19 protein-coding genes are annotated in these 26,662 nt (G+C 54.7%); 12 read left to right on the forward strand and 7 right to left on the reverse strand.

All coding sequences use genetic code 11. From position 1 onward, the window contains the following. Positions 1–3: 3 nt before the first annotated feature. Positions 4–2,127 carry a bifunctional 23S rRNA (guanine(2069)-N(7))-methyltransferase RlmK/23S rRNA (guanine(2445)-N(2))-methyltransferase RlmL gene (gene rlmKL, locus DDA898_RS13185; RefSeq protein ID WP_038911429.1) on the reverse strand — a complete coding sequence of 708 codons (2,124 nt, stop codon included), beginning with the start codon at positions 2,125–2,127 and terminating at the stop codon, positions 4–6. A 204-nt stretch (positions 2,128–2,331) separates the two neighbouring features. Between rlmKL and DDA898_RS13190 the strand changes: the two genes are divergently transcribed. Continuing rightward, the gene (locus DDA898_RS13190) at positions 2,332–3,435 is read left to right on the forward strand and encodes a YcbX family protein (protein WP_038911430.1); all 1,104 of its coding nucleotides are present in this window, start codon (positions 2,332–2,334) and stop codon (positions 3,433–3,435) included. A 142-nt stretch (positions 3,436–3,577) separates the two neighbouring features. On the opposite strand, the gene DDA898_RS13195 is transcribed toward DDA898_RS13190, so the two are convergent. Both DDA898_RS13195 and pyrD read right to left on the reverse strand, forming a co-directional pair. Continuing rightward, positions 3,578–4,132 (reverse strand): cell division protein ZapC, encoded by a 555-nt coding sequence (locus DDA898_RS13195; protein WP_013318377.1) that lies wholly within the window; start codon positions 4,130–4,132, stop codon positions 3,578–3,580. 482 nt (positions 4,133–4,614) lie between these two features. After that, positions 4,615–5,622 (reverse strand): quinone-dependent dihydroorotate dehydrogenase, encoded by a 1,008-nt coding sequence (gene pyrD / locus DDA898_RS13200; RefSeq protein WP_013318378.1) that lies wholly within the window; start codon positions 5,620–5,622, stop codon positions 4,615–4,617. A gap of 529 nt (positions 5,623–6,151) precedes the next feature. Between pyrD and ssuE the strand changes: the two genes are divergently transcribed. Genes ssuE through ssuB form a run of 5 tightly spaced genes read left to right on the forward strand, consistent with a single transcriptional unit; the run spans position 6,152 to position 10,473 of the window. Next, entirely contained in the window at positions 6,152–6,706 is a 555-nt protein-coding gene (ssuE, locus tag DDA898_RS13205; RefSeq protein ID WP_038911431.1) for an NADPH-dependent FMN reductase, read from the forward strand. A 30-nt stretch (positions 6,707–6,736) separates the two neighbouring features. Further along, the gene (locus DDA898_RS13210) at positions 6,737–7,696 is read left to right on the forward strand and encodes a sulfonate ABC transporter substrate-binding protein (RefSeq protein WP_038901484.1); all 960 of its coding nucleotides are present in this window, start codon (positions 6,737–6,739) and stop codon (positions 7,694–7,696) included. 29 nt (positions 7,697–7,725) lie between these two features. Beyond that, positions 7,726–8,874 carry an FMNH2-dependent alkanesulfonate monooxygenase gene (ssuD, locus tag DDA898_RS13215; protein ID WP_038911432.1) on the forward strand — a complete coding sequence of 383 codons (1,149 nt, stop codon included), beginning with the start codon at positions 7,726–7,728 and terminating at the stop codon, positions 8,872–8,874. A 10-nt stretch (positions 8,875–8,884) separates the two neighbouring features. Next, positions 8,885–9,676, forward strand: coding sequence for an aliphatic sulfonate ABC transporter permease SsuC (gene ssuC / locus DDA898_RS13220; protein WP_013318383.1), 792 nt, complete (start codon positions 8,885–8,887; stop codon positions 9,674–9,676). Then, positions 9,673–10,473 (forward strand): aliphatic sulfonates ABC transporter ATP-binding protein, encoded by an 801-nt coding sequence (gene ssuB / locus DDA898_RS13225; protein ID WP_038911433.1) that lies wholly within the window; start codon positions 9,673–9,675, stop codon positions 10,471–10,473. The genes ssuC and ssuB overlap by 4 nt, the downstream gene beginning before the upstream one ends. A gap of 102 nt (positions 10,474–10,575) precedes the next feature. Here ssuB and pepN read toward each other — a convergent pair whose 3' ends face one another. After that, entirely contained in the window at positions 10,576–13,191 is a 2,616-nt protein-coding gene (pepN, locus tag DDA898_RS13230) for an aminopeptidase N (protein ID WP_038911434.1), read from the reverse strand. A 628-nt stretch (positions 13,192–13,819) separates the two neighbouring features. Between pepN and pncB the strand changes: the two genes are divergently transcribed. From pncB to DDA898_RS13260, 6 genes are all read left to right on the forward strand, one after another. After that, entirely contained in the window at positions 13,820–15,025 is a 1,206-nt protein-coding gene (gene pncB / locus DDA898_RS13235) for a nicotinate phosphoribosyltransferase (protein ID WP_038911435.1), read from the forward strand. A 178-nt stretch (positions 15,026–15,203) separates the two neighbouring features. Next, complete coding sequence (gene asnS / locus DDA898_RS13240) at positions 15,204–16,604, forward strand: asparagine--tRNA ligase (RefSeq protein WP_038911436.1); 1,401 nt, start codon at positions 15,204–15,206, stop codon at positions 16,602–16,604. Positions 16,605–16,898: 294 nt separating this feature from the next. Further along, a complete protein-coding gene (locus tag DDA898_RS13245) occupies positions 16,899–18,002 on the forward strand; it encodes a porin (protein WP_013318389.1) in 1,104 nt (367 codons plus the stop codon). A gap of 532 nt (positions 18,003–18,534) precedes the next feature. Then, positions 18,535–19,641 carry a porin gene (locus DDA898_RS13250; RefSeq protein WP_038911437.1) on the forward strand — a complete coding sequence of 369 codons (1,107 nt, stop codon included), beginning with the start codon at positions 18,535–18,537 and terminating at the stop codon, positions 19,639–19,641. Between the two features lie 990 nt (positions 19,642–20,631). Continuing rightward, a complete protein-coding gene (locus tag DDA898_RS13255) occupies positions 20,632–21,714 on the forward strand; it encodes a porin (RefSeq protein WP_038911438.1) in 1,083 nt (360 codons plus the stop codon). 187 nt (positions 21,715–21,901) lie between these two features. Then, positions 21,902–23,092 (forward strand): amino acid aminotransferase, encoded by a 1,191-nt coding sequence (locus DDA898_RS13260; RefSeq protein ID WP_038901492.1) that lies wholly within the window; start codon positions 21,902–21,904, stop codon positions 23,090–23,092. 89 nt (positions 23,093–23,181) lie between these two features. Here DDA898_RS13260 and DDA898_RS13265 read toward each other — a convergent pair whose 3' ends face one another. The 3 genes from DDA898_RS13265 to ldtD form a co-directional block, all read right to left on the reverse strand. Continuing rightward, positions 23,182–23,820, reverse strand: a complete 639-nt coding sequence (locus tag DDA898_RS13265; protein ID WP_013318396.1) for an MBL fold metallo-hydrolase — start codon at positions 23,818–23,820, stop codon at positions 23,182–23,184. A 66-nt stretch (positions 23,821–23,886) separates the two neighbouring features. Further along, positions 23,887–24,435 (reverse strand): peptidoglycan L,D-endopeptidase MepK, encoded by a 549-nt coding sequence (gene mepK / locus DDA898_RS13270; RefSeq protein ID WP_038901494.1) that lies wholly within the window; start codon positions 24,433–24,435, stop codon positions 23,887–23,889. 199 nt (positions 24,436–24,634) lie between these two features. Further along, positions 24,635–26,323 carry a L,D-transpeptidase gene (ldtD, locus tag DDA898_RS13275; RefSeq protein ID WP_038911439.1) on the reverse strand — a complete coding sequence of 563 codons (1,689 nt, stop codon included), beginning with the start codon at positions 26,321–26,323 and terminating at the stop codon, positions 24,635–24,637. Positions 26,324–26,662: the final 339 nt, after the last annotated feature.

Consider the following 26,662-nt stretch of genomic DNA (forward strand, 5'->3'; position numbering starts at 1 on the left):
TAGTTATTTTTCCTCGCCGGCGTGTTTCAGCAGCCAGCAGTTGTGAATCTGACGGTTACGGGCGAAATCCTGCGACAGCGTCTGTGCGGTAATCTCCTTCGCCTCCAGTCCCAGCGCGGCCAGCCCGGCCTGATCCATCTGGAATCCGCGTTTGTTGTTGGAAAACATGATGATGCCGCCAGGGCGCAGTATACGTTTGAGCTGGGTCATCAGCATCAGGTGATCACGCTGCACATCGAACGACTCGTCCATCCGCTTGGAGTTGGAGAAGGTCGGCGGGTCGATAAAAATCAGGTCAAACTGTTCGTGGGTTTCCCGCATCCACGCCAGACAATCGGCGTGAATCAGCCGGTGCTGACGACCGGTCAGGCCGTTGAGGCGCAGGTTCTTTTCCGCCCATTCCAGATAGGTGCGCGACATATCCACCGTGGTGGTGGAGCGCGCGCCGCCCAGCCCGGCGTGCACGCTGGCGCTGCCGGTGTAGGCGAACAGGTTGAGGAAATCCTTGCCGTTGCTCATCTCGCCTAACATGCGGCGGGCGATGCGGTGATCAAGAAACAGCCCGGTGTCCAGATAGTCGGTCAGGTTGACCCACAGTTTGGCGTTGAACTCCGATACCTGCAGAAACTCGCCTTTCTCGGCCAGCTTTTCGTACTGGTTCTTGCCTTTTTGGCGTTCACGGGTCTTCAGCACCAGATGGCTGGCGGGCAGCTCCAGCACGCTCAGGGTGGCGTTGATCACATCAAACAACCGCTGGCGGGCCTTCTGGGCGTCGATGCTTTTCGGCGGCGCATACTCCTGAATCACCACCCGCTCGCCGTAACGGTCTACCGCCACGTTATATTCCGGCAGGTCGGCGTCATACAGGCGATAGCATTCGATACCCTGCTGCGCGGCCCATTTATCCAGCTTGCGCAGGTTTTTGCGCAGACGATTGGCGAAATCCTCGGCGAACGTCGCCGCGCTCTCCGCGCCGTTTTCCTTTTCCGCCAGCTGATAATTCTTCTGCACGCACTCCAGCGGGCCGTTCTTGGCCTTGAACTGGCGATCGGCACGCAGTTGCAGGCAACTGAGCAGTTCCGGCGAGGCGCTAAACAGCGACAGCTTCCAGCCGCCGAATTCGCTTTTCATTTTGCGTCCGAGCAGGTTATGCAACGCAATCAGCGCCGGCTCGCTCTCCAGTCGCTCGCCGTAAGGCGGGTTGCTGACCACCGTGCCCGTCGGCCCCTGCGGCAGCGGATTTTTCAGTTGAGTGGCGTCGGCGGATTCAAACCGAATCAGGGAACTGACCCCGGCGCGACGCGCGTTGCTGCTGGCAATCTCCACCATGCGGCGGTCGACGTCGGAACCAAAGAACCGGGAAGATGTGGCTTGCAGACCGGCCCGGGCGCGTTCCTGCGCCTCGGTGGTGACGCTTTTCCACAGCGTCGGATTATGGTTCTGCCAGGCCAGAAAACCCCAGTACTGACGATGCAAACCGGGCGCGCGATCCGCCGCCATCATCGCCGCTTCAATCAGCAGCGTGCCGGAACCGCACATCGGATCTACCATCGGCGTGCCGGCTTCCCAGCCGGATCGCAACACGATCGCCGCCGCCAGATTCTCCTTCAGCGGCGCCTGCCCGGCCATTTCGCGGTAACCGCGCAGGTGCAGGCTCTCGCCGCTCAGGTCCAGCGCCACGCTGGCTTTCTCGCGTTGCAGAAAGACATTGATGCGGATGTCGGGCTGCTGGCGGGCGACGTCCGGACGCTGACCGGTTTTGCGGCTAAAGCTGTCCACAATGGCATCCTTGACCTTAAGCGCGCCATACTGGCTGTTGCGAATCTCGTCATTGGTGCCGGTAAAATGCACCGCAAAGGTGTGGTTGACGTCAAACACCGCGCTCCAGTCCACCGCCTGCACGCCCAGATACAGGTCCAGATCGCTGTAGACGTTAAACTCGTTGAGCGGCAGCAGAATGCGCGACGCCAGTCGGCTCCACATCAGGCTCTGGTATAGCAGCCGATCGTCTCCCTGAAAGTGCACTCCGCCCTGCACCACCGTGCACTGCTGCGCGCCCAGCGCTTCAAGTTCACTTTTTAACAATTCTTCCAGACCACGCGCCGTGCTGGCAAACAGAGAGTTCATATCGCGACTATTACCTTAATGAAGAACGACCTAATAAAGAACGTCCCTTCAAGAAAGAAGACGCTCTGGAAAAAACGTATTTTAAGGAAAACCGGGAAGCCTTAAGGAAAACCGGCAGCCTTAAAGAAAATTGAGGCGCATTATAGCTAATCCCGGCGGCTTGTCATAAAGTTGCCGCTTTACGTCAGCAAGGAAATCCTCACCGTGATCGTGCTAAGTCGGCTTTTTGTTCACCCGGTCAAATCCATGCGCGGTATCCAGCTGTCGCAGGCGATGGTCAGCGCCAGCGGACTGGCGTTTGACCGCATGTTCATGATCACTGAACCCGATGGCACCTTCATTACCGCCCGCCAGTTTCCGCAACTGGTGCTGTTCACGCCGGCGCTGACCCACGATGGCGTGTTCCTGTCCGCGCCCGACGGCCAGACATACCTGGTGCGCGTCGACGATTTCGCCCCCGCCACCGCGCCAACCGAAGTCTGGGGCAACCATTTTCAAGCCCGGATCGCGCCGGAAGCGCTCAACCGCTGGCTGAGCGATTACCTGCAACGCCCGGTGCAGCTGCGCTGGCAGGGTCCGGAGCCGTCGCGCCGCGTTAAACGCCGCCCGGACATCCCGCTGGGGTTTGCCGACGGCTACCCTTTCCTGCTGATCAACGACACCTCATTCGACGATCTGCGCCGCCGTTGCAGCGCAGGCATCCGCATCGAGCAGTTTCGTCCTAACCTTACCGTCAGCGGCGCCGAAGCTTACGCCGAAGACAGCTGGCAGACCGTGCGGGTCGGCGAGGTGGTGTTCGATGTGGCGAAGCCCTGTAGCCGCTGCGTCCTGACCACGGTGAGCGTAGAGCGCGGACGTCGCCATCCGTCCGGTGAGCCGCTGGCGACATTGCAGCGATACCGCACGGCGGAAAACGGCGATGTGGATTTCGGCATGAACCTGATCGCCCGCAACAGCGGCATCATTCGCGCCGGCGACAGCGTCGAGATTTTGTCCACCAAACCGCCGCGGCCTTATGGCGCGGGTGCTACTACTGAAAGTTTGACGCCGCAAGCCAGCGCCGTCAAAGCGGTGCAGATCGCCTATCAGGGCCAGCGTTTTACCGGCAACAATCAGCAAATCCTGCTGGAACAGCTGGAACAACAGGGGATCCGCGTTCCCTACTCCTGCCGGGCCGGGTTATGCGGTTGCTGTCGACTGACGCTGACCGCTGGCGATGTGTCGCCGTTGAAAACCAGCGCGCGGGGCGAAGACGGGACGATTCTGGCGTGCAGCTGCATTCCGGCGGGGGATATTCAACTGGCCTGATAACCGCCTGTGACGCGGTGAAATAGTGGTGTGATGGAATAGTGGTGTGATGGAATAGTGGTGTGATGGAATAGCGGTATGATGGAATAGCGGTATGGTGGAATAGTGACGTAATGAACTGAATATATCGCTCCGCCGGGGTTCAGCCGGCGAAAGCGTAATGCGGCGATGTTTCGCCGTTCTTGTCCGCAATGGGACGCAGGCGGTCATGCATGATTTTGATGGCGTCGCCCAGTTGCATGGTCTTGCCGCTAAGCGCCAGTTGCCCCTGTGCCAGCACGCACAAACTGGCTTTATCCCCGGCTTCCACCACCATGAAATTCGCCGCTTCCTGGCGCTCATTCAGTTGCACGCTAACCTGATCGCCGGTTTGCGGTGATGAATGCGCCGCACCCTGAGCCGCAAAGTGCCAACTTTTCGGCATCATCGGTTTCAGGAAACGGTTAGCCACCAGCGCGTTCAGCACCAGCTCGGCCCGGGCTTCGGCGGGCAGCGCCAGCGCCTGACATTTCTCCTGATAGGTGAAAAACAGCGCGGCATCCTCCACACAGAACACGCTCGGCATAAAGGCATCCGGCGTCAGCATGGCGGAAGAGAAACGGGAACGGAATACCACGCCGTTGGCCAGATCGAGCATCAGGCGCGCCTGTTCGGTATCGAAATACCAACGCCAGCTATCGTCAGGGATTAATTTCATCGCATTACCTTTATGTATGCCCTACAAATTACAACGCACCGGCTGGCGCGACCGGATGAATCACCAGCGACTAACATCAATAAGCGGCTGGATGAATAAGAGCAACCAACACGCCGTGACCTGAAAAAAGATGGCGGGTATATATCCTTAGCGTATTCGCCGGGCAATACCGCTTTTAAAATAAGCCATCAGGCACGACTCTGACGTATTTTTACACAAACGATGAAAATATAGACCAGCGCGGCGGAGAAATAAACCCCCACGCTGGATATACCCGTCATACTTCAAGTTGCAGGTGTGTTGGCTGCGTTCGTTCACCCGAATCACTTACCTGAGTAAGCTCATCGGGATTAAATGAGAGACATCCTGTCTCTCACCGGAGGCCAGCCGTTGGCTGGTCAAATTCGTTCCCAACGAATTTGTCACTCTCTTGCCGCCTTCCTGCAACTCGAATTATTTAGGGTATAACAGGAATGAAAAAATCAAATATGGGTAACGATATCTTTAATCAGACGCGGTCCGCGATAAATAAATCCGCTGTAAATCTGAACCAGCGTCGCCCCGGCGGCTAATTTTTCTCTGGCGGCGACTACCGAATCAATTCCGCCTACGCCGATAATCGGTAACCGCCCCTGCAATTCCTGCGACAGACGACGAATGACTTCGGTGCTGCGCGACTGCAACGGACGCCCGCTTAATCCGCCGGTTTGCCCGCAATGATTCAACCCCTGGATCAATTGACGATCCAACGTGGTATTGGTAGCGATCACGCCGTCGATATTATGGCGCACCAGACTGTCGGCAATTTGGATCAATTCTTCTTCAGAAAGATCCGGCGCAATTTTTACCGCGACCGGTACATATTTTTGATAGCGGGTATGCAGCTCAGTCTGTTTATTTTTTACAGCCTGTAACAAATCATCCAGCGCATCGCCATATTGCAGCGTCCGTAATCCCGGCGTATTGGGAGAAGAAATATTGATGGCAATATAACCGGCGTGGGAATAGACCTTATCCATACAAATCAGATAATCGTCTTTTCCCTGTTCCACCGGCGTGTCTTTATTTTTACCGATATTGATGCCGAGCACGCCGCCAAAACGCGACTGTTTGACATTCTCCACCAGATTATCCACCCCGCGATTGTTGAAGCCCATACGGTTGATCAGCCCTTCGGCCTCCACCACCCGGAACAAACGCGGCTTGTCATTGCCCGGCTGCGGACGCGGCGTGACGGTGCCCACTTCAATAAAGCCGAACCCCATGGCGCCGAGCGCATCGATACACTCGCCGTCCTTATCCAGCCCGGCGGCCAGCCCCAGCGGATTGCGGAACGACAGCCCCATGCAGGTCACCGGCTTGGTGGGAACCGACTGACGAACCAGCCATTCAAACGGGGTGTGGGTAATGCGGCGCAACTGATGCAGGGTAAACTCGTGCGCCTGTTCAGGGTCGAGCTGGAATAACGCTTTACGGATGAGGGGATACATGACTTCTCCTGGATTCCCGGTTACAAACCGGGGGCGTATTATCGTCCATCGTCAGGCGAAAGGGAATTGACCTGGGCCAAAAAACGCCGCGACGACGCAATCGTTTTCCTTTATACGCCGGCCATTGCGGATTTTTTATTCGTTTTTTCGCTTTCCATTCCACAATAAATCATTTTTCTAACCTCCGCCGGCTCTGCCAGACTAACCAAACGGTTATTAAATTGTGAAAAACGATACCATTTGGTTATACCCAAAATAATTCGAGTTGCAGGACAAAACGCGTGGCGTTTTGAACAACGCAACGCGTTGGCCCTTAAGGGCAAGACTCATAATGAGTCTTGTAACGCGGCGACGCAGCGAATCCCCAGGAGCTTACATCAGTAAGTGACTGGGGTGAGTGACAAATCTGCCGGGAGCAGAGTTGAACGCAGCTCGCTGCGACCCTAAAAGGGCGAGGCCCAGGGATGGGCCGAGTAAGAAAGCCAACGCATCTGCAACTTGAAGTATGACGGGTATATAAGGAGTCACTATGCGCGTTATAACGCTGGCAGGCAGCCCACGTTACCCTTCCCGTTCAACCGCTTTATTGCATCACGCCGGAAAATGGCTGGAAGCCAAAGGCGCCGAGGTGTTGCCGTGGCACCTGCACAACTTTCCGCCGGAAGACCTGCTCAATGCCCGCTTCGACAGCCCGGCGCTGCAAACCCTGAACGAGCAACTCGCCAGCGCCGACGGCCTACTGGTCGCCACCCCGATTTACAAAGCGTCGTTTTCCGGCGGTCTGAAAGCCCTGCTGGACGTGCTGCCGGAACGGGCGCTGGAACACAAAGTGGTGCTGCCGCTGTCCACCGCCGGTTCCGTCGCCCACATGCTGGCGGTGGATTACAGCCTTAAACCGGTGCTGAACGCCCTGAAAGCACAGGAAATCCTGCAGGGCGTATTCGCGGATGACAGCCAGATCAGCCACTACGACCGTACCCCGATCTTTACCGATGCGCTGGAAGCCCGTCTGCAAGACGCCTTGAATATCTTCTTTCAGGCGTTGATTCGCCGTCAACCCGAACCCTTTCGCCACAGCGCCTGACCCTCTTTTTCATATAAGGAAAGAATGCTTATGCTGTCCCGGATTAAACAAGCCGCCCTGACACTGCTGTTCTCTGGCGCACTCGGCGTATCCGCCCTCGCCCATGCGGCCAGCGACCCAGAACAGTTGCGCATCGGTTTTCAGAAAGGCTCGGTCAGTCTGGTGCTGGCTAAAACCCACCAACTGCTGGAAAAGCAGTTCCCGCATACCAAAATCAGCTGGATTGAATTCCCGGCCGGGCCGCAAATGCTGGAAGCGCTCAACATCGGCAGCATTGATGTCGGCAGTACCGGCGATATCCCGCCGCTCTTCGCACAGGCCGCCGGCGCCGATCTGGTCTACATCGGCGTTGAACCACCCAAGCCTAAAGCCGAGGTGATTCTGGTTCGGGACGATAGCCCGATCAAAACCGTCGCCGACCTGAAAGGCCGCAAGGTAGCGTTCCAGAAAGGCTCCAGCTCTCACAATCTGCTGCTGCGCAACCTGCAAAAAGCGGGGCTGACCTTCGCCGATATCCAGCCGGCCTACCTGACGCCGGCCGATGCCCGCGCCGCGTTCCAGCAGGGTAACGTCGACGCCTGGACCATCTGGGATCCTTACTACTCCGCCGCGCTGCTGCAAGGCGGCGTGCGGGTACTGGCCGACGGCACCGATCTGAACCTGACCGGTTCGTTTTATCTGGCCTCCCGCCGTTACGCCGAGCAACACGGCGTTTTTCTACAACAGTTACTCAACACCCTAACCCAGGCCGACGCCCTGACCATCAACCAGCGTTCGCAGAGCGTTACGCTGCTGGCCAACGCGATGGGGTTGCCGGAAGCCGTTATCAGCACCTATTTCGACCATCGTCCGCTGACGGTGATCAAACCGGTGGATGAACGCACGCTACAGGCGCAGCAGCACACCGCCGACCTGTTTTACGAAAACCGCCTGATTCCTACCAGGCTGGACATCGCCAGCCGTATCTGGCGCGCCCCGGCAGCACACTAATCCTGCCTGATTTCACGGAGACGATGACAATGAGTCTGAATATTTTCTGGTTCCTGCCTACTCACGGCGACGGACACTACTTTGGCAAAGGCGAAAACGCCCGCCCGGTTGATTACGGTTACCTGCAACAGATCGCCCAGGCGGCGGACCGACTGGGTTTCGGCGGCGTGCTGATCCCTACCGGCCGCTCCTGCGAAGATTCCTGGCTGGTGGCCTCGTCGTTGATCCCGGTCACCCAGCGCCTGCGTTTTCTGGTGGCGCTGCGCCCCGGCATCATTTCGCCGACGCTGGCCGCCCGTCAGGCCGCCACGCTGGACCGGCTGTCCAACGGCCGGGCGTTGTTCAATCTGGTTACCGGCGGCGACCCGGACGAGCTGGCCGCCGAAGGGCTGTTCCTCGATCATGCGGAACGCTATGAAGCGTCCGCCGAATTTACCCGCATCTGGCGGCGGGTGCTGGAGGGCGAAACCGTCGATTACGACGGCAAGCATATTCAGGTGAAAGGCGCCAAACTGCACTACCCGCCGGTGCAACAGCCGCGCCCGCCGCTCTACTTCGGCGGCTCGTCCGACGCAGCGCTGGATCTGGCCGCCGAACAGGTAGAACTTTACCTCACCTGGGGCGAGCCACCGGCGCAGGTGAAAGAAAAGCTGGATCGCGTGCGGGCCAAAGCCGCCGCACAGGGGCGCAGCGTACGTTTCGGCATCCGCCTGCACGTGATTGTGCGCGAAACCAATGAAGAGGCCTGGCAGGCCGCCAACCGCCTGATTTCCCGGCTGGACGACGACACCATCGCCCAGGCGCAGGCATCGTTGAAACGTTTTGACTCGGTGGGTCAGCAACGCATGGTGGCGCTGCACGGCGGTCGCCGCGACAAACTGGAGATCAGCCCCAACCTGTGGGCCGGTATCGGTCTGGTACGCGGCGGCGCCGGCACCGCGCTGGTGGGCGACCCGCAAACCGTGGCGCAACGCATCCAGGAATACGCCTCACTGGGTATCGATACCTTTGTTCTGTCCGGCTACCCGCATCTGGAGGAAGCCTACAAAGTGGGCGAACTGCTGTTTCCGCATCTGGACGTGGCGGTGCCGGACGTGCCGCAGCCGCAGCCCCTGCGTTCGCAAGGCGAAATCGTCGGCAACGAGTTTGTCCCGCTGCTGAAAGCGGCGCAAAGTTGAGGGCTGCCGCATGCGCAAGAGACTGACGCCACTTGTCGAACGCCTGACACCCTGGCTGCTGCCGCTGCTGCTGGTGATAGTCTGGCAACTTGCGTCCAGCGTCGGCTGGCTCTCCACCCGGATCCTGCCTTCGCCGGAAGCGATTGCCGTGACCTTCTGGCGGCTGACCCGCAGCGGTGAACTGTGGCAACACCTCAGTATCAGTACCTGGCGTGCGCTGACCGGGTTTGCCATCGGCGGCGCGCTGGGGCTGGCGCTCGGTTTTATCACCGGGCTGTCTCGCACCGGCGAGCGCTTGCTGGACACCTCGGTGCAAATGCTGCGCAACGTGCCGCATCTGGCTCTGATCCCGCTGGTGATCCTGTGGTTCGGCATTGAAGAGAGCGCCAAGATCTTTCTGGTGGCGCTCGGCACCCTGTTCCCGGTCTACCTCAACACTTATCACGGCATCCGCAACATCGACAGCGGTCTGCTGGAAATGTCGCGCAGTTATGGACTGTCCGGCTTCCGACTGTTCCGCGAGGTGCTGCTGCCCGGCGCGCTGCCCTCGATCATGGTCGGCGTGCGTTTCTCGCTCGGCTTGATGTGGTTGACGCTGATCGTGGCGGAAACCATCTCCGCCAGCTCCGGCATCGGCTATCTGGCGATGAACGCCCGCGAATTTCTGCAAACCGACGTGGTGGTGGTGGCGATCATTCTGTATGCCCTGCTGGGCAAACTGGCTGACGTCATCGCCCTGACGCTGGAGCGCATCTGGCTGCGTTGGCACCCCAGTTGGCAATTAACGGAGGAACATGCATGACTTTTAATCACGCTGCGCCCAACACCGCTGCACCGGCCCGCCTTAACGCCGGCACCCCGTTGCTGATCAACGGCGTCACCAAGCGCTATGGTCAGCGTACTATTCTGAATGACGTGCACCTGCACATTCCGGCCGGCCAGTTCGTCGCCGTGGTCGGCCGCAGCGGCTGCGGCAAGAGCACCCTGCTGCGTCTGCTGGCCGGTCTGGAGCAGGCAAGCCACGGAGAGTTGCTGGCCGGCCGCGCCCCGCTGCGTCAGGCGCGCGGCGATATCCGGCTGATGTTTCAGGAAGCGCGCTTACTACCGTGGAAGCGAGTGCTCGACAACGTCGGGTTGGGGTTGCGCGGCGAGTGGCGTACGGCCGCGTATCAGGCGCTGGACGCGGTCGGGTTGTCATCACGGGCCGCCGACTGGCCGGCCGCGCTGTCCGGCGGACAAAAACAGCGGGTGGCGCTGGCACGTGCGCTGATCCATCGCCCCGGTCTGTTATTGCTGGATGAGCCGCTGGGCGCGTTGGATGCGTTGACCCGTATCGAGATGCAGGGGCTGATTGAATCACTGTGGCTGCAACAGGGATTTACCGTTCTGCTGGTGACGCATGACGTCAGCGAAGCTGTTGCACTCGCCGACCGGGTGATCTTGATCGAAGAAGGCCGGGTCGGGCTGGATGTGGCGATTGACCTGCCACGACCGCGCCGCCGCGGCTCCGCCCGGCTGGCGGAGCTGGAAGCACAGGTGCTGGAGCGAATTCTGACGCCGTCCGGTGACACACCGCACCGGACGCAGGCACACGCCTGATACAGGCTCCCCGCTCAGGGTATAAAAAAACCACCGACTGCTGACAGCGGTGGTTTTTTACTTCTATCATATCAATATCATATTGATATTATTGAATTGTGCCTACGCCCCCAGCGCCTTGGTGATCTTCTCGAACAGATCGCCCGACAGGTTTTCCAGCCCTTTCAGCGTTTCCAGCGCCTGACGCATCAGCGCCTGACGGCCGCTGTCGTAACGTTTGAGGCGAATCAGCGGTTCAATCAGGCGGGAAGCCACCTGCGGGTTGCGGGTGTTCAGATCGCTGAGCATCTCGGTCAGGAACTGATAGCCGCTGCCGTCTACCGCGTGGAATGCCGACGGGTTGCCCGCACAGAACGAACCGACCAGCGAGCGCAGGCGATTAGGGTTGTTCAGGCTGAAGGAACGGTGGTTGAGCAATTCACGCACCCGGCTCAACACATCGCTGGCCGGGCTGCTGGCCTGCAAGGCGAACCATTTGTCCATCACCAGACCATCCTGATGCCAGCGCTCGTCAAACGCCGCCAGCAGCGTATCCCGGCACGGCAGTTGCGCGGCAACGGACGCCGCCATCGCCGCCAGCGAATCGGTCATGTTGTCGGCATCGGTAAACTGCGCCGCCGCCAGCGCGTCCGCCTGCTCGCGATCGGCAAACGCCAGATAGCTCAGGCACAGATTGCGCAGCGCACGTTTCCCCATATCCTGCTGATCGACACGGTAGGACGCCAGTTTGTTGGCGCGATAGACCGCCAGCAGCTCGTCCGCCATTTCCTGCGCCAGCGTCTGCGTCAGCGACTGGCGCACCGCGGTGATGGCGTCCGGGTCGATGATCTCAAACAGCTCGGCCATTTCATTTTCGCCCGGCAGCGACAGGATCTGAGACGCCAGCATCGGGTCCAGTTTGTCATCCAGCAGCACGCCGCGGAAGGCGTCCACCACGTGCATCGGCAATGACAGCGGCTGTTTTTGCTGGTAACGCGCCACATTCAGGCGAATGTAGTTGGCCAGCAGGCTCTGGGCCGCGTCCCAGCGGGAAAACGCATTGCTGGCATAACGCATCAGGAACGTCAGTTGCTCATCGCTCCAGGAGTAGTTCAGTTTTACCGGCGCGGAGAACTCACGCAACAGCGACGGCACCGGCTGGCAGGGAACATCGTCAAATACGAACGTTTGCTCCGCTTCGGTCACGTTCAGCACCGAGCCCAGTTTCTGCCCTTTCTGGCGCAGCGGGATCACCTGCCCTTCGGTATCGTACAACTCCACATCCAGCGGGATATGCAGCGGCAGCTTGGGCTGCTTATCGGCGCCGACAGGCGTCATCTGGCTGACGTGCAGACGGTACTGACGGGTCGCGGCGTCGTAATCGTCGCGCACCGTCACCACCGGCGTGCCGGACTGGCTGTACCAGCGGCGGAACTGAGACAGATCGACGCTGGAGGCATCCTCCATCGCCTGCACAAAGTCATCGCAGGTGGCGGCGCTGCCGTCATGACGGTCAAAATACAACCGCATCCCGGCCTGGAATTTCTCTTCACCCAGCAGCGTGTGCATCATACGAATCACTTCCGACCCTTTTTCATACACCGTCAGGGTATAGAAGTTATTCATCTCGATGACCTGATCCGGACGAATCGGGTGGGACATCGGACTGGCGTCTTCAGCGAACTGCGCGCCGCGCATGACGCGCACGTTATCGATACGATTGGCCGGGCGCGAACCGACGTCGGAGCTGAACTCCTGATCACGGAACACCGTCAGCCCTTCTTTCAGGCTAAGCTGGAACCAGTCGCGGCAGGTCACGCGGTTACCGGTCCAGTTATGGAAATACTCGTGGGCGATCACCGCTTCGATACCGAGATAATCCTTGTCGGTGGCGGTTTCGGCTTTGGCCAGCACATACTTGGAGTTGAAAATGTTCAGCCCCTTGTTTTCCATCGCCCCCATGTTGAAGAAATCCACCGCCACGATCATATAAATGTCGAGGTCATATTCCAGACCAAAACGGGTTTCATCCCACTTCATGGCGTTCTTCAGCGAGGTCATCGCCCAGTCGGCACGATCGAGATTGCCGCGATCCACGAACAGCTCCAGCGCCACTTCTCGGCCGGAACGAGTGATGAAACTGTCGCGCAGCACATCAAAATCACCGGCCACCAGCGCAAACAGGTAGCAGGGTTTCGGGAACGGGTCCTGCCATTCCACCCAGTGGCGGCCTTCATCCAGTTCCCCCTGCGCCACGCGGTTACCGTTGGAGAGCAGATATGGGTAGCGCGCTTTATCGGCGGTAATGCGGGTGGTGAAACGCGCCAGAACGTCCGGGCGGTCCAGATAATAGGTGATGTGGCGGAATCCTTCCGCTTCGCATTGGGTGCACAGCGCGTCGCCTGACTGATACAACCCTTCCAGCGCGCTGTTGGCCGCCGGGCTGATTTCCGTTTCAATCCGTAGCGTGAATTTCTCCGGCAATCCGGTCAGTTCCAGACCGCCTTCCAGCACACGGTGCGCCTGCCAGTCCTGACCATCGACCTGAACGCTCAGTAATTTCAGTCCTTCGCCATCCAGTTTCAGCGCTGCGCCCGGTTCCCCTTGCAGCACGACCTGGCTGACGGCTATCACCCGGGTCTGTTCCGGGTGCAGGTCAAAATCCAGCGCGATGTCGGTAATGGTATAATCCGGCGCGCGGTAATCGTGCCGGTATTTGACTTGTGGTTGTTGACTCATGACTGATTACCTTAATGACAGCAGTAATGATGACGGCGCAGGATGCTCTGGCTGCGCATCCACTCTTCCTTAATAGAGAAGAGCAAAAAAAGCGCGGTTAACACGCCGAATGCTGCCGGCTACGACGAACTCGCGTGGCCAGGCAATGATCGCCGTCCTTTATGTATTCACACAGTTATTTATTCACACAGTAAACAAGGGTAAACCGCCCTCCTGCGCCGACCTCTCTTTGCCGGTGCGTGGGAAACGGTATTATCGCCTGCTTACGCGACTGTTCCCGTCTACTTTGTACGCAGTTCCGTTATTCAACAGGCTGTTACGTCTATTAAAGGGGAGTGACTGCCGGAATGCAAACTTTCCTGCTTTTCATGCGTGGTCGTCATGGCGAACCGGATTTCCCGGTAATTTTGTTTAGTATAAAAAACATTATAATTCAACCACTCATGTTAAATAGACGGTAAAAACAGATACTTTTTTGTCACAATCGCACGATTGAATCTCGCCTTCATCCGCCCAATATGATGTGATAAGCCTCATTGAACAGACAGCTGGCTCCCGCTGTCGATGACGATGACAGTCACTTGCATTAGCTTGTAAATTGCATTAAACGAGGATGCGGTAACGCATTATGACTTTACACACTGCCCCGATACTGACCTCATTGCTGGATACCGACGCCTATAAACTGCACATGCAACAGGCGGTGTACCATCACTACCATGATGTGCATGTAGCCGCCGAATTTCGCTGCCGCGGCGATGAATTGTTAGGAAGCTATGCCGATGAGATCCGGGCGCAGGTAGAGGCCATGAGCCAACTGTCGCTGCATGACGATGAGTACGCCTACCTCGCCTCGCTGCCGTTTTTCAAAACCGACTATCTCGACTGGCTGAAAACCTTCCGCTTTAATCCGGCGCAAATCCGCGTCAGCAATCATCAGGGCAAGCTGGATATTCGTATCACCGGGCCGTGGCGCGAAGTGATTCTGTGGGAAGTGCCGCTGCTTGCGGTCATCAGTGAAGTGGTGCACCGCGCCCGCACGCCCGGCGAGCACGTCGCGGTTGCACTCAACCAGTTGCACGACACGCTGGCGCGGTTTCACCAGCACAGCGCCGATACCGACCTCAGCCGCTTCAGACTGATGGATTTCGGCACCCGTCGTCGTTTCTCTCATGAAGTTCAGCACCAGATCGTGCGCACCCTCAAGGCGGAGTTCCCTTACCTGATCGGCACCAGCAACTACGACCTGGCACGGCGGCTGCAACTGACGCCGGTCGGAACCCAGGCGCACGAATGGTTCCAGGCCCATCAGCAGATCAGCCCAACGCTGGCCAGCAGCCAACGCGCCGCGCTGGATGCCTGGCTGCTGGAATACCCGGAGCAGCTCGGTATCGCGCTGACCGACTGCATCACCATGGACGCCTTCCTGCGCGACTTTGACCTACAATTCGCCCGTCGTTATCAGGGATTACGGCATGATTCCGGCGACCCGATCGAATGGGGTGAAAAAGCCATCGCCCATTATCATGCGCTGGATATCGATCCAATGAGTAAAACGCTGGTGTTCTCCGATAACCTCAATCTGGAAAAAGCGCTGCACCTTTATCGCCACTTCGGGCAACGCATCAACGTGGTCTTCGGTATCGGCACTCGCCTGACCTGCGATATCCCCGGTGTCAAGCCGTTGAATATCGTCATCAAACTGGTGGAGTGTAACGGCAAACCGGTGGCCAAGCTGTCAGACAGCCCGGGAAAAACCATTTGCCAGGATCAGGCGTTCGTCAGCGAGCTGCGTAAAGCGTTTGATCTGCCGCGAGTAAAAAAAGCCTCCTGAACGTCGCGCCTTCCGCACGACTGACTACTCTTTAAGCCAGCAGCACCGGAATCGCGTAAAACTTGGCGCGTTCCGGTGATTTCTGCTTGTGTCCTGCCTAACGACAAGTAACATAACGAAACGCCCGTTTCCGGGCAGTGACAGTTACCCATTAAATTTCACCAATAGAGAGAATGTTATGAGCGTAGTGCCTGTAGTCGACGTACTGCAAGGCCGTGTCGCCGTTGACAGTGACGTCACCGTGCGCGGCTGGGTACGTACCCGGAGAGACTCTAAAGCCGGTATTTCCTTTATTGCCGTCTATGACGGTTCCTGCTTTGATTCGCTACAGGCCGTCGTCAATAATAATCTTGCCAATTACCAGAGCGATGTCCTGCGTCTGACTACCGGCTGCTCGGTGGAAGTGACCGGCAAAGTGGTGGAGTCCCCCGGCGAAGGCCAGAGCTTTGAGCTGCAGGCTAGCGAACTCAAGGTCGTCGGCTGGGTGGAAGATCCTGATACCTACCCGATGGCGGCCAAACGCCACAGCATCGAATACCTGCGTGAAGTCGCGCACTTGCGCCCACGCACCAACCTGGTCGGTGCCGTCGCCCGTGTGCGCCACACGCTGGCGCAGGCGATCCACCGGTACTTCCACCAGAGCGGTTTCTACTGGGTATCCACCCCGATCATTACCGCCTCCGATACCGAAGGTGCCGGCGAGATGTTCCGGGTATCCACACTGGACCTGGAAAACCTGCCGCGCAACGATCAGGGCAAAGTAGATTTCAGCGAAGATTTCTTCGGTAAAGAAGCGTTCCTGACCGTATCCGGCCAGCTTAACGGCGAAACCTATGCCTGTGCATTGTCCAAAATCTACACCTTTGGGCCGACCTTCCGTGCTGAAAACTCCAACACCAGCCGCCATCTGGCGGAGTTCTGGATGATCGAACCGGAAGTGGCATTTGCAACGCTGGACGACGTCGCCGCACTGGCGGAAAACCTGCTGAAGTTTGTGTTCAAGGCTGTACTCGAAGAACGTGCCGATGACATGAAATTCTTCGCTGAACGCGTAGATAAAGAAGCGATCAGCCGGCTGGAGCGTTTTGTCAGCTCCGACTTCGCCCAGGTGGATTACACCGATGCCATCACCATTCTGGAAAACTGCGGGCAGACGTTTGAAAACCCGGTGTCCTGGGGCATCGACCTGTCCTCCGAGCACGAACGCTATCTGGCGGAGAAACACTTCCAGGCACCCGTCGTCGTCAAAAATTACCCGAAAGACATCAAAGCCTTTTATATGCGCATGAACAACGACGGCAAAACCGTGGCGGCGATGGACGTGCTGGCACCGGGCATTGGCGAGATTATCGGTGGTTCCCAGCGTGAAGAACGTCTGGAACAGTTGGATATCCGCCTGGAAGAAATGGGGCTCAGTAAGGAAGATTACTGGTGGTACCGTGATCTGCGTCGTTACGGCACCATTCCTCACTCTGGTTTCGGTCTTGGTTTTGAACGTTTGATTGCTTATGTAACCGGTGTACAAAATGTGCGCGATGTCATTCCGTTCCCGCGCACACCGCGCAGCGCCACCTTCTAAGCAAAAAATAACATAAGAAAAACAGATATATGTAATAAGAAGGGCACCTTATGGGTGCCCTTCTTTTTTTATTTTAGAGTTTGCTCACAAAGTTCCGTAAATTTTACAATATGAAACACATATTTTCCAATGGTTACTCGAATTAGAAATTAGTATCATTTAAAGAGTAGATTAACGGGCGGGTGAATGGAAAACTGCGTTCAGACACAGGAAGACAACTGGATTCACATTAAAGTTCCGTCAGAATTCTTTTACTGTGATCCAGCTGTCTTAATAACACCAATGAGGGTAATAATGATGAAGCGCAATCTTCTTGCAGTGGTAATCCCGGCTCTGTTGGCTGCCGGCGCAGCTAACGCGGCTGAAGTGTACAACAAAGACGGTAACAAGCTGGACCTGAACGGTAAAGTTGTTGGCCTGCACTACTTCTCCAAAGATGACAACAACAAAGGCGATCAAAGCTATGTTCGTCTGGGTTTCAAAGGCGAAACACAGATTACGAAAGATCTGACCGGTTATGGTCGTTTTGAACATAACTTTAACGCTAGCCAGGCTGAAGACACCAATGGTGGCGCTAATGCTAGTAAAACTCGTTATGCGTATGCTGGCCTGAAATTTAGTGATTTCGGTTCTATTGATTACGGTCGTAACCGTAGCGTTGCGTATGATGGTATCTCTTACACCGACGTACTGCCGGAATTTGGTGGCGACCAGGCATACACCGATAACCTGACTAGTCGTAACTCTGGTGTTGCTACTTACCGTAACAAGAACTTCTTCGGTCTGGTAGATGGTTGGGATTTCGCTCTGGGCTACCAATCAGCACATAGCGACTCAAGCAGAATTCAGAAGCAAACTGGCGCTGGCTGGGCAATTTCTTCTAGCTATACAGCACCGTTTGGTGTCGGTGTTGTTGGGTCATATACTCAAGCCAATCGCTCCGAAACTCAAATTGCCGATGGCCGTGGTGATAAAGCCGAAGCTTGGGCGACCGGTCTGAAATACGACGCAAACAATGTCTATGTTGCTGCCACCTATGGCGAATACCACAACCTGACTTATATTGCTAACAGTACATTCAGTAACAACACATCTAGTGCAATCCGCGGCAACAATGCTTTTGATAAGACAAAAATCTTTGAAGCCGTTGCTCAGTACAACTTTGACTTCGGTCTGACACCGAGTATTGGTTATGTCACAGCCAAAGGCGAAGACAATACCTCTGCTGCACGTACCGATGATTACATTACCAAATATGTTAGCTTAGGTATGACTTACTCATTTAATAAGAACTTCTCTACCTACACAGAATACGATATCAACCTGCTGGACAGCAACAACGCTTACGGTTTGTCCACTAACGACATCGTTGCTGTCGGTATAGTTTATCAGTTCTAATCGGATTAGCTATTGCTGCATGATTTTATTGTAGCAATATCAATGCTACCTATACCGCCGACTAATGTATTTTGGTCGGCGTTTTTTTCTTGAACACCTGACATAGTCTTCATATTTATTATGCCTAGGCATAACATAACAAAAATTCCCCGTCTGAATACACTTTATCGTCCCTCTAAACCATTACCGCTACGTGACAGAAAAATTTATTTTTTATTAAACCAAAAAACACATTACTAAAAAAACCATAAACCTTTCATAACCAGCGAGTGAAATCTCACCACTTAGATGTCAAATATATTACTGTTTTATTTCATTTTTATAAAAAGCAATATTTAATTAGTAATTTGACACAAAATCTTTAAAAATGTTTCCATTTTGTCACATTGGTAGCATATTCATTGTAGATAAACCCAATACCTGATGAAACACTGCCAGCGGACACAGAAAGACACCTGCTTAGATGAGAAGTTCCTTACAGATTTTTCTGTAATACCGATGCAGGTGATATAACACAACGAGGGTATTGATAATGATGAAGCGTAATATTCTGGCAGTGGTTATCCCGGCACTGTTGGCTGCAGGCGCAGCCAACGCAGCAGAAGTGTACAACAAAGACGGCAACAAACTGGACCTGAACGGTAAAATTGATGGTCTGCACTACTTCTCCAAAGATAACGGCAACAGCGGCGACAAAACTTACGCCCGTCTGGGTTTCTTGGGTGAAACCAAAATCAACAGCGATTTGACTGGTTACGGCCGTTTAGAATACCAATTCAATGCCGCTAACGCTGAAGATACTAACGGTGCCAACGGTAAAACCCGCTATGCTTACGCTGGTTTGAAATTTGCCAACTTTGGTTCTCTGGATTACGGTCGTAACCGCAACGTGTCTTACGACGGTATCTCTTATACCGACGTGCTGCCGGAATGGGGCGGTGATTCTGCTTACACCAACAGCTTTACTGGTCGTAGCTCTGGTGTTGCCAACTATCGCAACAAGAACTTCTTCGGTCTGGTTGATGGCCTGAACTTCGGCCTGAGCTACCAGTCTGCACATACTGACTCCACTAATGTCAGAAACAACCTTGGTGCTGGATACGCCCTATCTACCTCCTATACTTCTGCGATGGGCGTAGGCATTACCGGGTCTTACGGCCATGTTAATCGTGCAAACAAAGCCAATGGTTCTTCTGTAATTGACGATGGTCGCGGCACTGATGCAGAAATGTGGGCTACTGGCCTGAAATACGATGCCAACAGCATCTATGTGGCAGCAACTTACGGTGAATACCGTAACCTGTCCTATGTTGGTTTCAGCTCCTTCAACACTGGCTCAACCAGATCTGGCGGTACTGCTTTTGACAAAACACAAGTTTTTGAAGCTGTTGCCCAGTACGCATTTGACTTCGGCCTGAAACCATCTATCGCTTATGTTTCTGCTAAAGCGAAAGATGATACTGCTGCAACAACTCAGAATGATTACATCGTGAAATATGTCAGCTATGCTCTGACCTATTCCTTCAATAAGAACTTCTCGACCTATACAGAGTATGACATGAACCTGCTGAGCAGTAGCAATGCATACAAAATGGCAACTGACGACCGCGTTGCTGTAGGTATGGTTTACCAGTTCTAACTTAGTATCACTTTTCTGAATAGATACTGCATAAAGCCGAGGCATAGCCTCGGCTTTATTTTTGGGTCTGGCCCGTCCTGAATAGTGTTGACACGTTCCAGACTTAAATCCGGAGAACGTGATGATGGCAGAATTCAAACGTACCCAGCGTGATTATCCTCTATCCGTTAAATTAGCCGTTGTTGAGTGAACAGGTCGAAAAAGGCGAAATGACCTACAAACAGGCTCAGCACCGATGAGACACCTCATAAGACATTTATACCACCAACAACCATTATTTCCGTTTCTTTTGATGCAAACAGTTGGCAACGCCGGGCGATACTTAAAAAGCTCTGCCGGTGCTACTTACCTGATTCTGGAACTGACCTCAGCAATAGTCTATCTGGTTAGTGATGCCGAACAGTTAAGCCTGCCAGACAGAAAACCACGGGGAAAGATTCCCAGGGGAATGCCTTCCCTTAAGGTTGGCCCAGTTTGCTTTGATGCGGCACTGACAAGCATTACCTATCTTATTAAGATTATTTCAATTGCCGCTTAGCACCAAGACCATATCCACACGCCTCGCTGATACGCACCAGAGAACGCGAGGTGCTTGCCAGCGGCACCACTGGCACCCTAAGCTTCCGGGATTCTGTCCCCCTGTAATCTGCAGTATGGCTGATATATTTATAAGAATAAAACTCGTGCTTAAATCAGTATTTAAAATCACATTTAAAATTAATAAAAATAAAACAAACAAATCCATCTTCAACCCATTGTTTATTATTAAAAAATAAAGAAATAAAAATGAAATGTAATATTTTGATTCGAATAAAAACATAATATTTCACCAACGCCGTTCTCGTATCATTTCCAATCTGACTAAAGCTTCCCCCCGATGTGAGACTGCTGATGGGCACAACAAAGCATCGGCAATATTTCTGCTGATTATCTATTGCCGCCAGAAAGAAGTGTCTCAATGGTCAATAACACATAACGAGGGTAATGCGAATGATGAAGCACTTGATAAATACGCTAACCACATCAGTATTGTTATTTTCAACTGGTCTGGTCAGTGCAGCTGAGGTTTATAATAAAGATGGTAATAAGCTTGATCTGTATGGCAAAGTACGATCAGCTTATTACTTTGGCGATAAAACCAATAGTTTCAAAGGGAATGGTGATTCAACGTATGCACGTCTGGGGGTAAAAGGTGAATCACAGCTCACCCAGGGTATTACAGGTTACGGCAATTACGAATATCACTTTGATGCCAGCCGGGCGGAAGACGCCAACGCGGTTAACGGGAAAACACGCTACGCGTACGCCGGCTTGAAATTCAATAAATATGGCAGTATTGATTACGGAAGAAATAAAGGCATTGCCTACGACGGCTTATCCTATACTGACGTGTTGCCTGAATTTGGCAACGATCAAGGCTACACCGACAACATTACCGGTCGCACCTCTGGTGTGGCCACGTATCGCAACAAAGATTTCTTCGGCATAGTCGATGGATGGGATATTGGTCTGCAATATCAATCCCGGCATAGTGACTCCAGCAATGCCGCACTTCAAGCCGGTAATGGCTGGGGAATATCTTCCGCCTATACGACACCTGTCGATATAGGCGTTATCGCATCTTATGAAACCGTCAACCGAACGACTGCACAGCGAGCGACAAGTGAAGGCAATAAAGCAGACGCCTGGGCAGCCGGAATAAAATATGATGCCAATAGTACCTATTTGGCGATTATGTATGGCATATTCCATAACCTGACGCCAATAGGCACCTCAATCACCGCCTTTGCTGATAAAACCAGAATATTTGAAACTGTAGCGCAATATCACTTTGACTTTGGATTCACACCTTCTTTGGCATACGTATCTGCGAAGGCTGACGATGATACTGGTATCGGACAAGGCTCCAGCGGCTATACCACCCGATATGCCAGTTTAGGGGGCAATTACACGTTCAATAAGAACATCGTCATGAATGTCGCCTACCTGCGCAATCTGATAAGCAGCGCCAATAACCCATTTGCCCGAAAGACCGATGATACCGTGTTCACCGGTCTGGTCTATCAGTTCTGACTGACCCCATTCACGCTACCTACGACAAAGTCGGCGCATGCGCCGACTTTGTCGGTTATCAGGAAAAAATCCCGAGCTCCCTTCCGTCATCACTATTTCCGTTTCTTTTGATGCAAACGGTTGGCAAAGCCGGACGCTGGCGTTAACCTGCTATTTCTGTTTACTCTCTGTCATGGATTACTTCGCAATGTTTGAAAAAATCTCTGCCGCACCTGCCGACCCGATTCTGGGGCTGGCTGACTTGTTTCGCGCTGACGAGCGTCCTCATAAAATCAATCTGGGGATTGGGGTCTATAAAGATGAAACAGGTAAGACGCCGGTACTTACCAGTGTTAAAAAAGCGGAACAGCTGTTGCTGGAAACAGAAACCACCAAAAACTACCTGAGCATCGATGGCATACCGGAATTTGCCCGTTGCACCCAGGAGTTGTTGTTCAGTAAGCAGAGCGAGATCATTGCGAACAAACGCGCGCGCACCGCACAGACGCCGGGCGGCACCGGCGGTCTACGTGTTGCCGCAGACTTCATCGCCAATCAAACCAGCGCCAAACGTATCTGGGTCAGTAACCCGAGCTGGCCGAACCACAAAAATGTGTTCTCAGCCGTCGGTCTCGAAGTCTGTGATTACACCTACTACGATGCTGTCAACCACGCACTGGATTTTGACGGTATGCTGACCAGCCTCAACGCGGCTCAGGCCGGCGATGTTGTGCTGTTCCATGGCTGTTGCCATAACCCCACCGGTATCGACCCAACGGAAGCGCAGTGGGCGCAATTGGCCGATCTGGCGCTGGAAAAAGGCTGGCTGCCGTTATTCGACTTCGCCTATCAGGGCTTTGCCCGCGGTCTGGATGAAGACGCCGCAGGGCTGCGTATTTTTGCAGCCAAACACAAAGAGTTAGTCGTCGCCAGCTCTTACTCCAAAAACTTTGGCTTGTACAACGAGCGTGTCGGCGCCTGCACTATCGTGGCGGCAGATGCCGCCACTGTCGACACCGCATTCAGCCAGGTGAAGGCGGCGATCCGCGCCAACTACTCCAACCCGCCGTCACACGGCGCGGCGGTGGTGGCTACGGTGCTGTCCAACGAGTCACTGCGTAATATCTGGGAACAGGAACTGACGGCAATGCGTGAACGTATTCAGCGTATGCGCCACCTGTTCGTCAGTACACTGCAGGAAAAAGGTGCCAATCAGGATTTCTCCTTTATCATCAATCAGAATGGCATGTTCTCTTTCAGCGGACTGAACAAGGATCAGGTGCTGCGTCTGCGCAACGAATTTGGTATTTACGCGGTGAACTCCGGCCGAATCAACGTGGCAGGCATGACGCCGGAAAACATGGCGCCGCTGTGCGAAGCCATCGTTGCCGTGATGTAATGCATAACAGTCATCGCCCTTCCCAAAGGGCGAATAGAAACAAAAAAGCCAGCATACTTGCTGGCTTTTTTGCGCGGATAAAACAGGAATCAGTTGGTATCGCGCACAAACGGGTTAGTTCTACGCTCTTCGCCAAGCGTGGACGTTGGCCCGTGGCCCGGAATGAAGACAATATCATCGCCCAGCGGGAACAGCTTGTTGCGGATAGAATCCACCAGCGCCTGATGGTTACCCTGCGGGAAATCGCTACGCCCCACTCCGCCACGAAAAATCACATCGCCAACCTGTGCGAAACGCGCCTGCTCATCAATGAACACCACGTGACCCGGCGTGTGCCCCGGGCAGTGCAGAACGGATAATACCGATTCACCAATGGCGACGGTGTCGCCTTCTTCCAGCCAACGGGTCGGTACCAGCGGCGGACAATCATCTAAACCGAACATCCGGCTCTGGGCAGGTAACCCGTCAAGCCAGAAGGCATCCGCCTGTTGCGGGCCGACAATCGGCACCTGAAAATATTCGGCCAGCGCAGCAGCAGCGCCCACATGATCCAAATGACCATGCGTCAACAGGATCTGGGTTACCGTCACACCGGTCTGCGCCACCACCTGCTTGATTTTGTCTGCTTCGCCGCCGGGATCCACAATGGCGGCCTGCAACGTTTTTTCACACCATAACAGTGTGCAATTCTGGCTAAAAGCTGTGACAGGAATAATCTGGTACTTCATACCGCTCCGTTTTACTTCAATCCTTGTTCAAGGGACAGGCCGATTTCACCCACTCAGCGACTCAGGTTACCAGGTGCGAATCGCACCGGTATCGATGTGCACAAAATTGCTCTGCGGGTAATAGCCAACGCCGCCGGCACGCATTTTCATCGCGGCTTTTCGGATATTAGCCAGTTGGACGCCTTCGATATGGAAATCCATGGCTTTTCCCTGGGTATGGTAGCTCTGTTTTGCCACGCCCTTACTGTGCGACCGCAAATCTTCATTGGTGCTGTAAGAACGATAACCCGAGATCAGCTGTACCGGCTTGGTAGAACCCAACATAACTTGCAGCCGGTATAGCTGATCAAACAGCGCCGGGTCGATAGTTTTAACCTTATTCGCCCGATAATCGCGGAAGAAATGGTTCAGCCGGGATAACTCGTCTTTGTTATAACGACGACCATCGAAGAATTCGACTTTGAGACGCTCACCGGTATTGATATTGTTCAGCGTAAGAATGCGCGGACGAGCAGTGGATAACGAAGCCAGCGATTGACCCGGTAGGAGCGCTATCCCTAACGCCGCCCCGCCGAGCGCCAGCCATTTGCGTCGATGATTATCAATGTGTTCCATAAAGCTTGAGTACCCTGGGCTAAAAAAGCGAAGCGAAGAACAACGGGTGAAGCGGTGCTTATAATGCACCGCTTTGCACCTTAACTGCCTGCGGCAGACCCGTCAACCGGCTTTACGCCAACCCCGGCGCGGTCTCCCATCCCTTTTCGCCTGACAACGCCCGTCGATGCAACCCGAGAATTGCCAGCATTACGGATACTTACTGTAATAATAATCCGACCCTGGACAAAGCCAGCGCGCCGGTTTTCACCGTATCGTCATAATTGTAAATATCTGTGCGGAACTGCGGCTTACCATCGTCAGCCACCCAGGCGGTAAGGTAGTAGAAATTCACCGGCACCCTTTGGCGCACCGCCACGTAGGTGGTGTTGCCCTGTTCAAGCGTTGACGAAATACGGGCATTGTTCCAGCCAGCGTCCTGCAACAGCAACGCCGCCAGCTCCGACGCCTTGTTGACGCGCACGCATCCCGAACTTAACGCCCGGATATCTTTCTGAAACAAATTGTGGTTAGGCGTGTCGTGCAGGTAGATGGCGTCCGTATTCGGCATATTGAACTTGTAACGCCCCAGCGAATTGCTGTCTCCCGGCGCCTGACGCAGGCGATACGGGAAGTTGCCGGCCGAAACCATCGGCCAGTCGATCATCGAAGGATCAATTGGCTGGGCGCTTTCGGTCCAGTCCGACAATACCGTGTAACCGTGGCGCTGCAGATACCCCGGATCCTGAATGACTTTAGGAATGATGTCCTGGCGGGTAAGTGTGGTGGGCACGTTCCACGGCGGGTTCATCACCACATTGCTCAATGAGCTGTTCATCAGCGGCGTCTTGCGTTTCGGCTGACCGACAATCACCCTGGACGACAAAATCTCCGCGCCATTCTGGTAGTAACTGAGCGAGTAGTTGGGAATGTTGACCACGATGCCGCTGCTGACTTTGTCCGGCACCAGTCGCAGGCGCTGGATATTCAACGCCAGCAGCGTCGCGCGCATCTGCGAAGAGACATTGAGCCAGTCGCGGGTGCGTTTACCGATCACACCGTCATCCTGCAGCCCTTGCGAATGCTGGAAGCGTTTCACCGCCTCCACAACCTCTCCTTCATAACGCAGCGGCGATACATTACCTGACGACGCCTCATTAAACAGCGGCATCGCGGCACCATCCTGATTCAGCATGCCGGTTCGCAGCAGAATCTCTTTTAGCACCGGTAAAGCGCTGCTTTCATCGCCGGGGCGCAGTGAGTCCGCCAGTACCAGTTTCGGCCAGGGGCGGTTGTCCGTCAGCATGGTTTTCAACGCATCGTGCATTTTTGCGTACTGGGAATGACGCGGCGCCAACGACGCCATAAACGCCAGCCCGTTGCCCGATGCAACCGCCTGCTGCCACTGTTCAATCATCGCCGCCGATGGCATGGACAACTTATAGGGAACGCTGCTGTACAACCAACTGTTGCCGTTTTTCTCCACCCCGGCAACAAACTGCATGTACCCCAGCATGGCATCCGACAGCACCACATCGCGGGCAAAGCCGTTTAATTTCGGATCGGTCAACCAGGTGACCCAGGTGGTGAATTGAGGTTGAATACCGGAAAGCGCGACTTCCGCCAACTGCTGTTGAAACGCTTTAACGACGCTGCTGTCGATCCACATCGGCTGCATGTGCTGGCGCGTATAAAGCGCGGTCAACTCGCTAAGATAATGCGGTGAAATACCGGCAGGCAAACCAGCGGTAACAGAGGTATGACTTTTTGACACGACCGATGGTACCGCACTGCCCGATGCAGTCGGCGGAACCGCCTGAGCGGAAAACGAAGTCAACAGACTACCCAGCCAAATCGAGCCGGCTACCCCCAGAAGCAGTCTTTGCGTATTTCGTTCGACTAACAACATCCATTTATCCCCTGTACATAAAATGACACTGCTTTTATCACACCGCGTTTTTCGCAACCGGCCGTTTCTGTTAGCCAATTATTTTTCGCAACCGATATATCCGTTGCAACAAACCGCCGTGGCGCATCGGAATATAACCGCATCGGAATAGTTCGCCCTGACGGGCAAACCCGCGTCACGAATAATGGCGGGGTACTCCCTAGTTTATACTGATTTTACGGCGCGGCATGGGAAATAATAAGCCAGTTACTCCCCTAATTCTGACCATCATACAGTCGGTTATCTTATCTTTCCCCACCGGCTTCGCCTACCGGGGCCGCACATTTTAGCTGGATCAGG

Source organism: Dickeya dadantii NCPPB 898, from assembly GCF_000406145.1.
GTDB classification, from domain to species: Bacteria; Pseudomonadota; Gammaproteobacteria; order Enterobacterales; family Enterobacteriaceae; genus Dickeya; species Dickeya dadantii.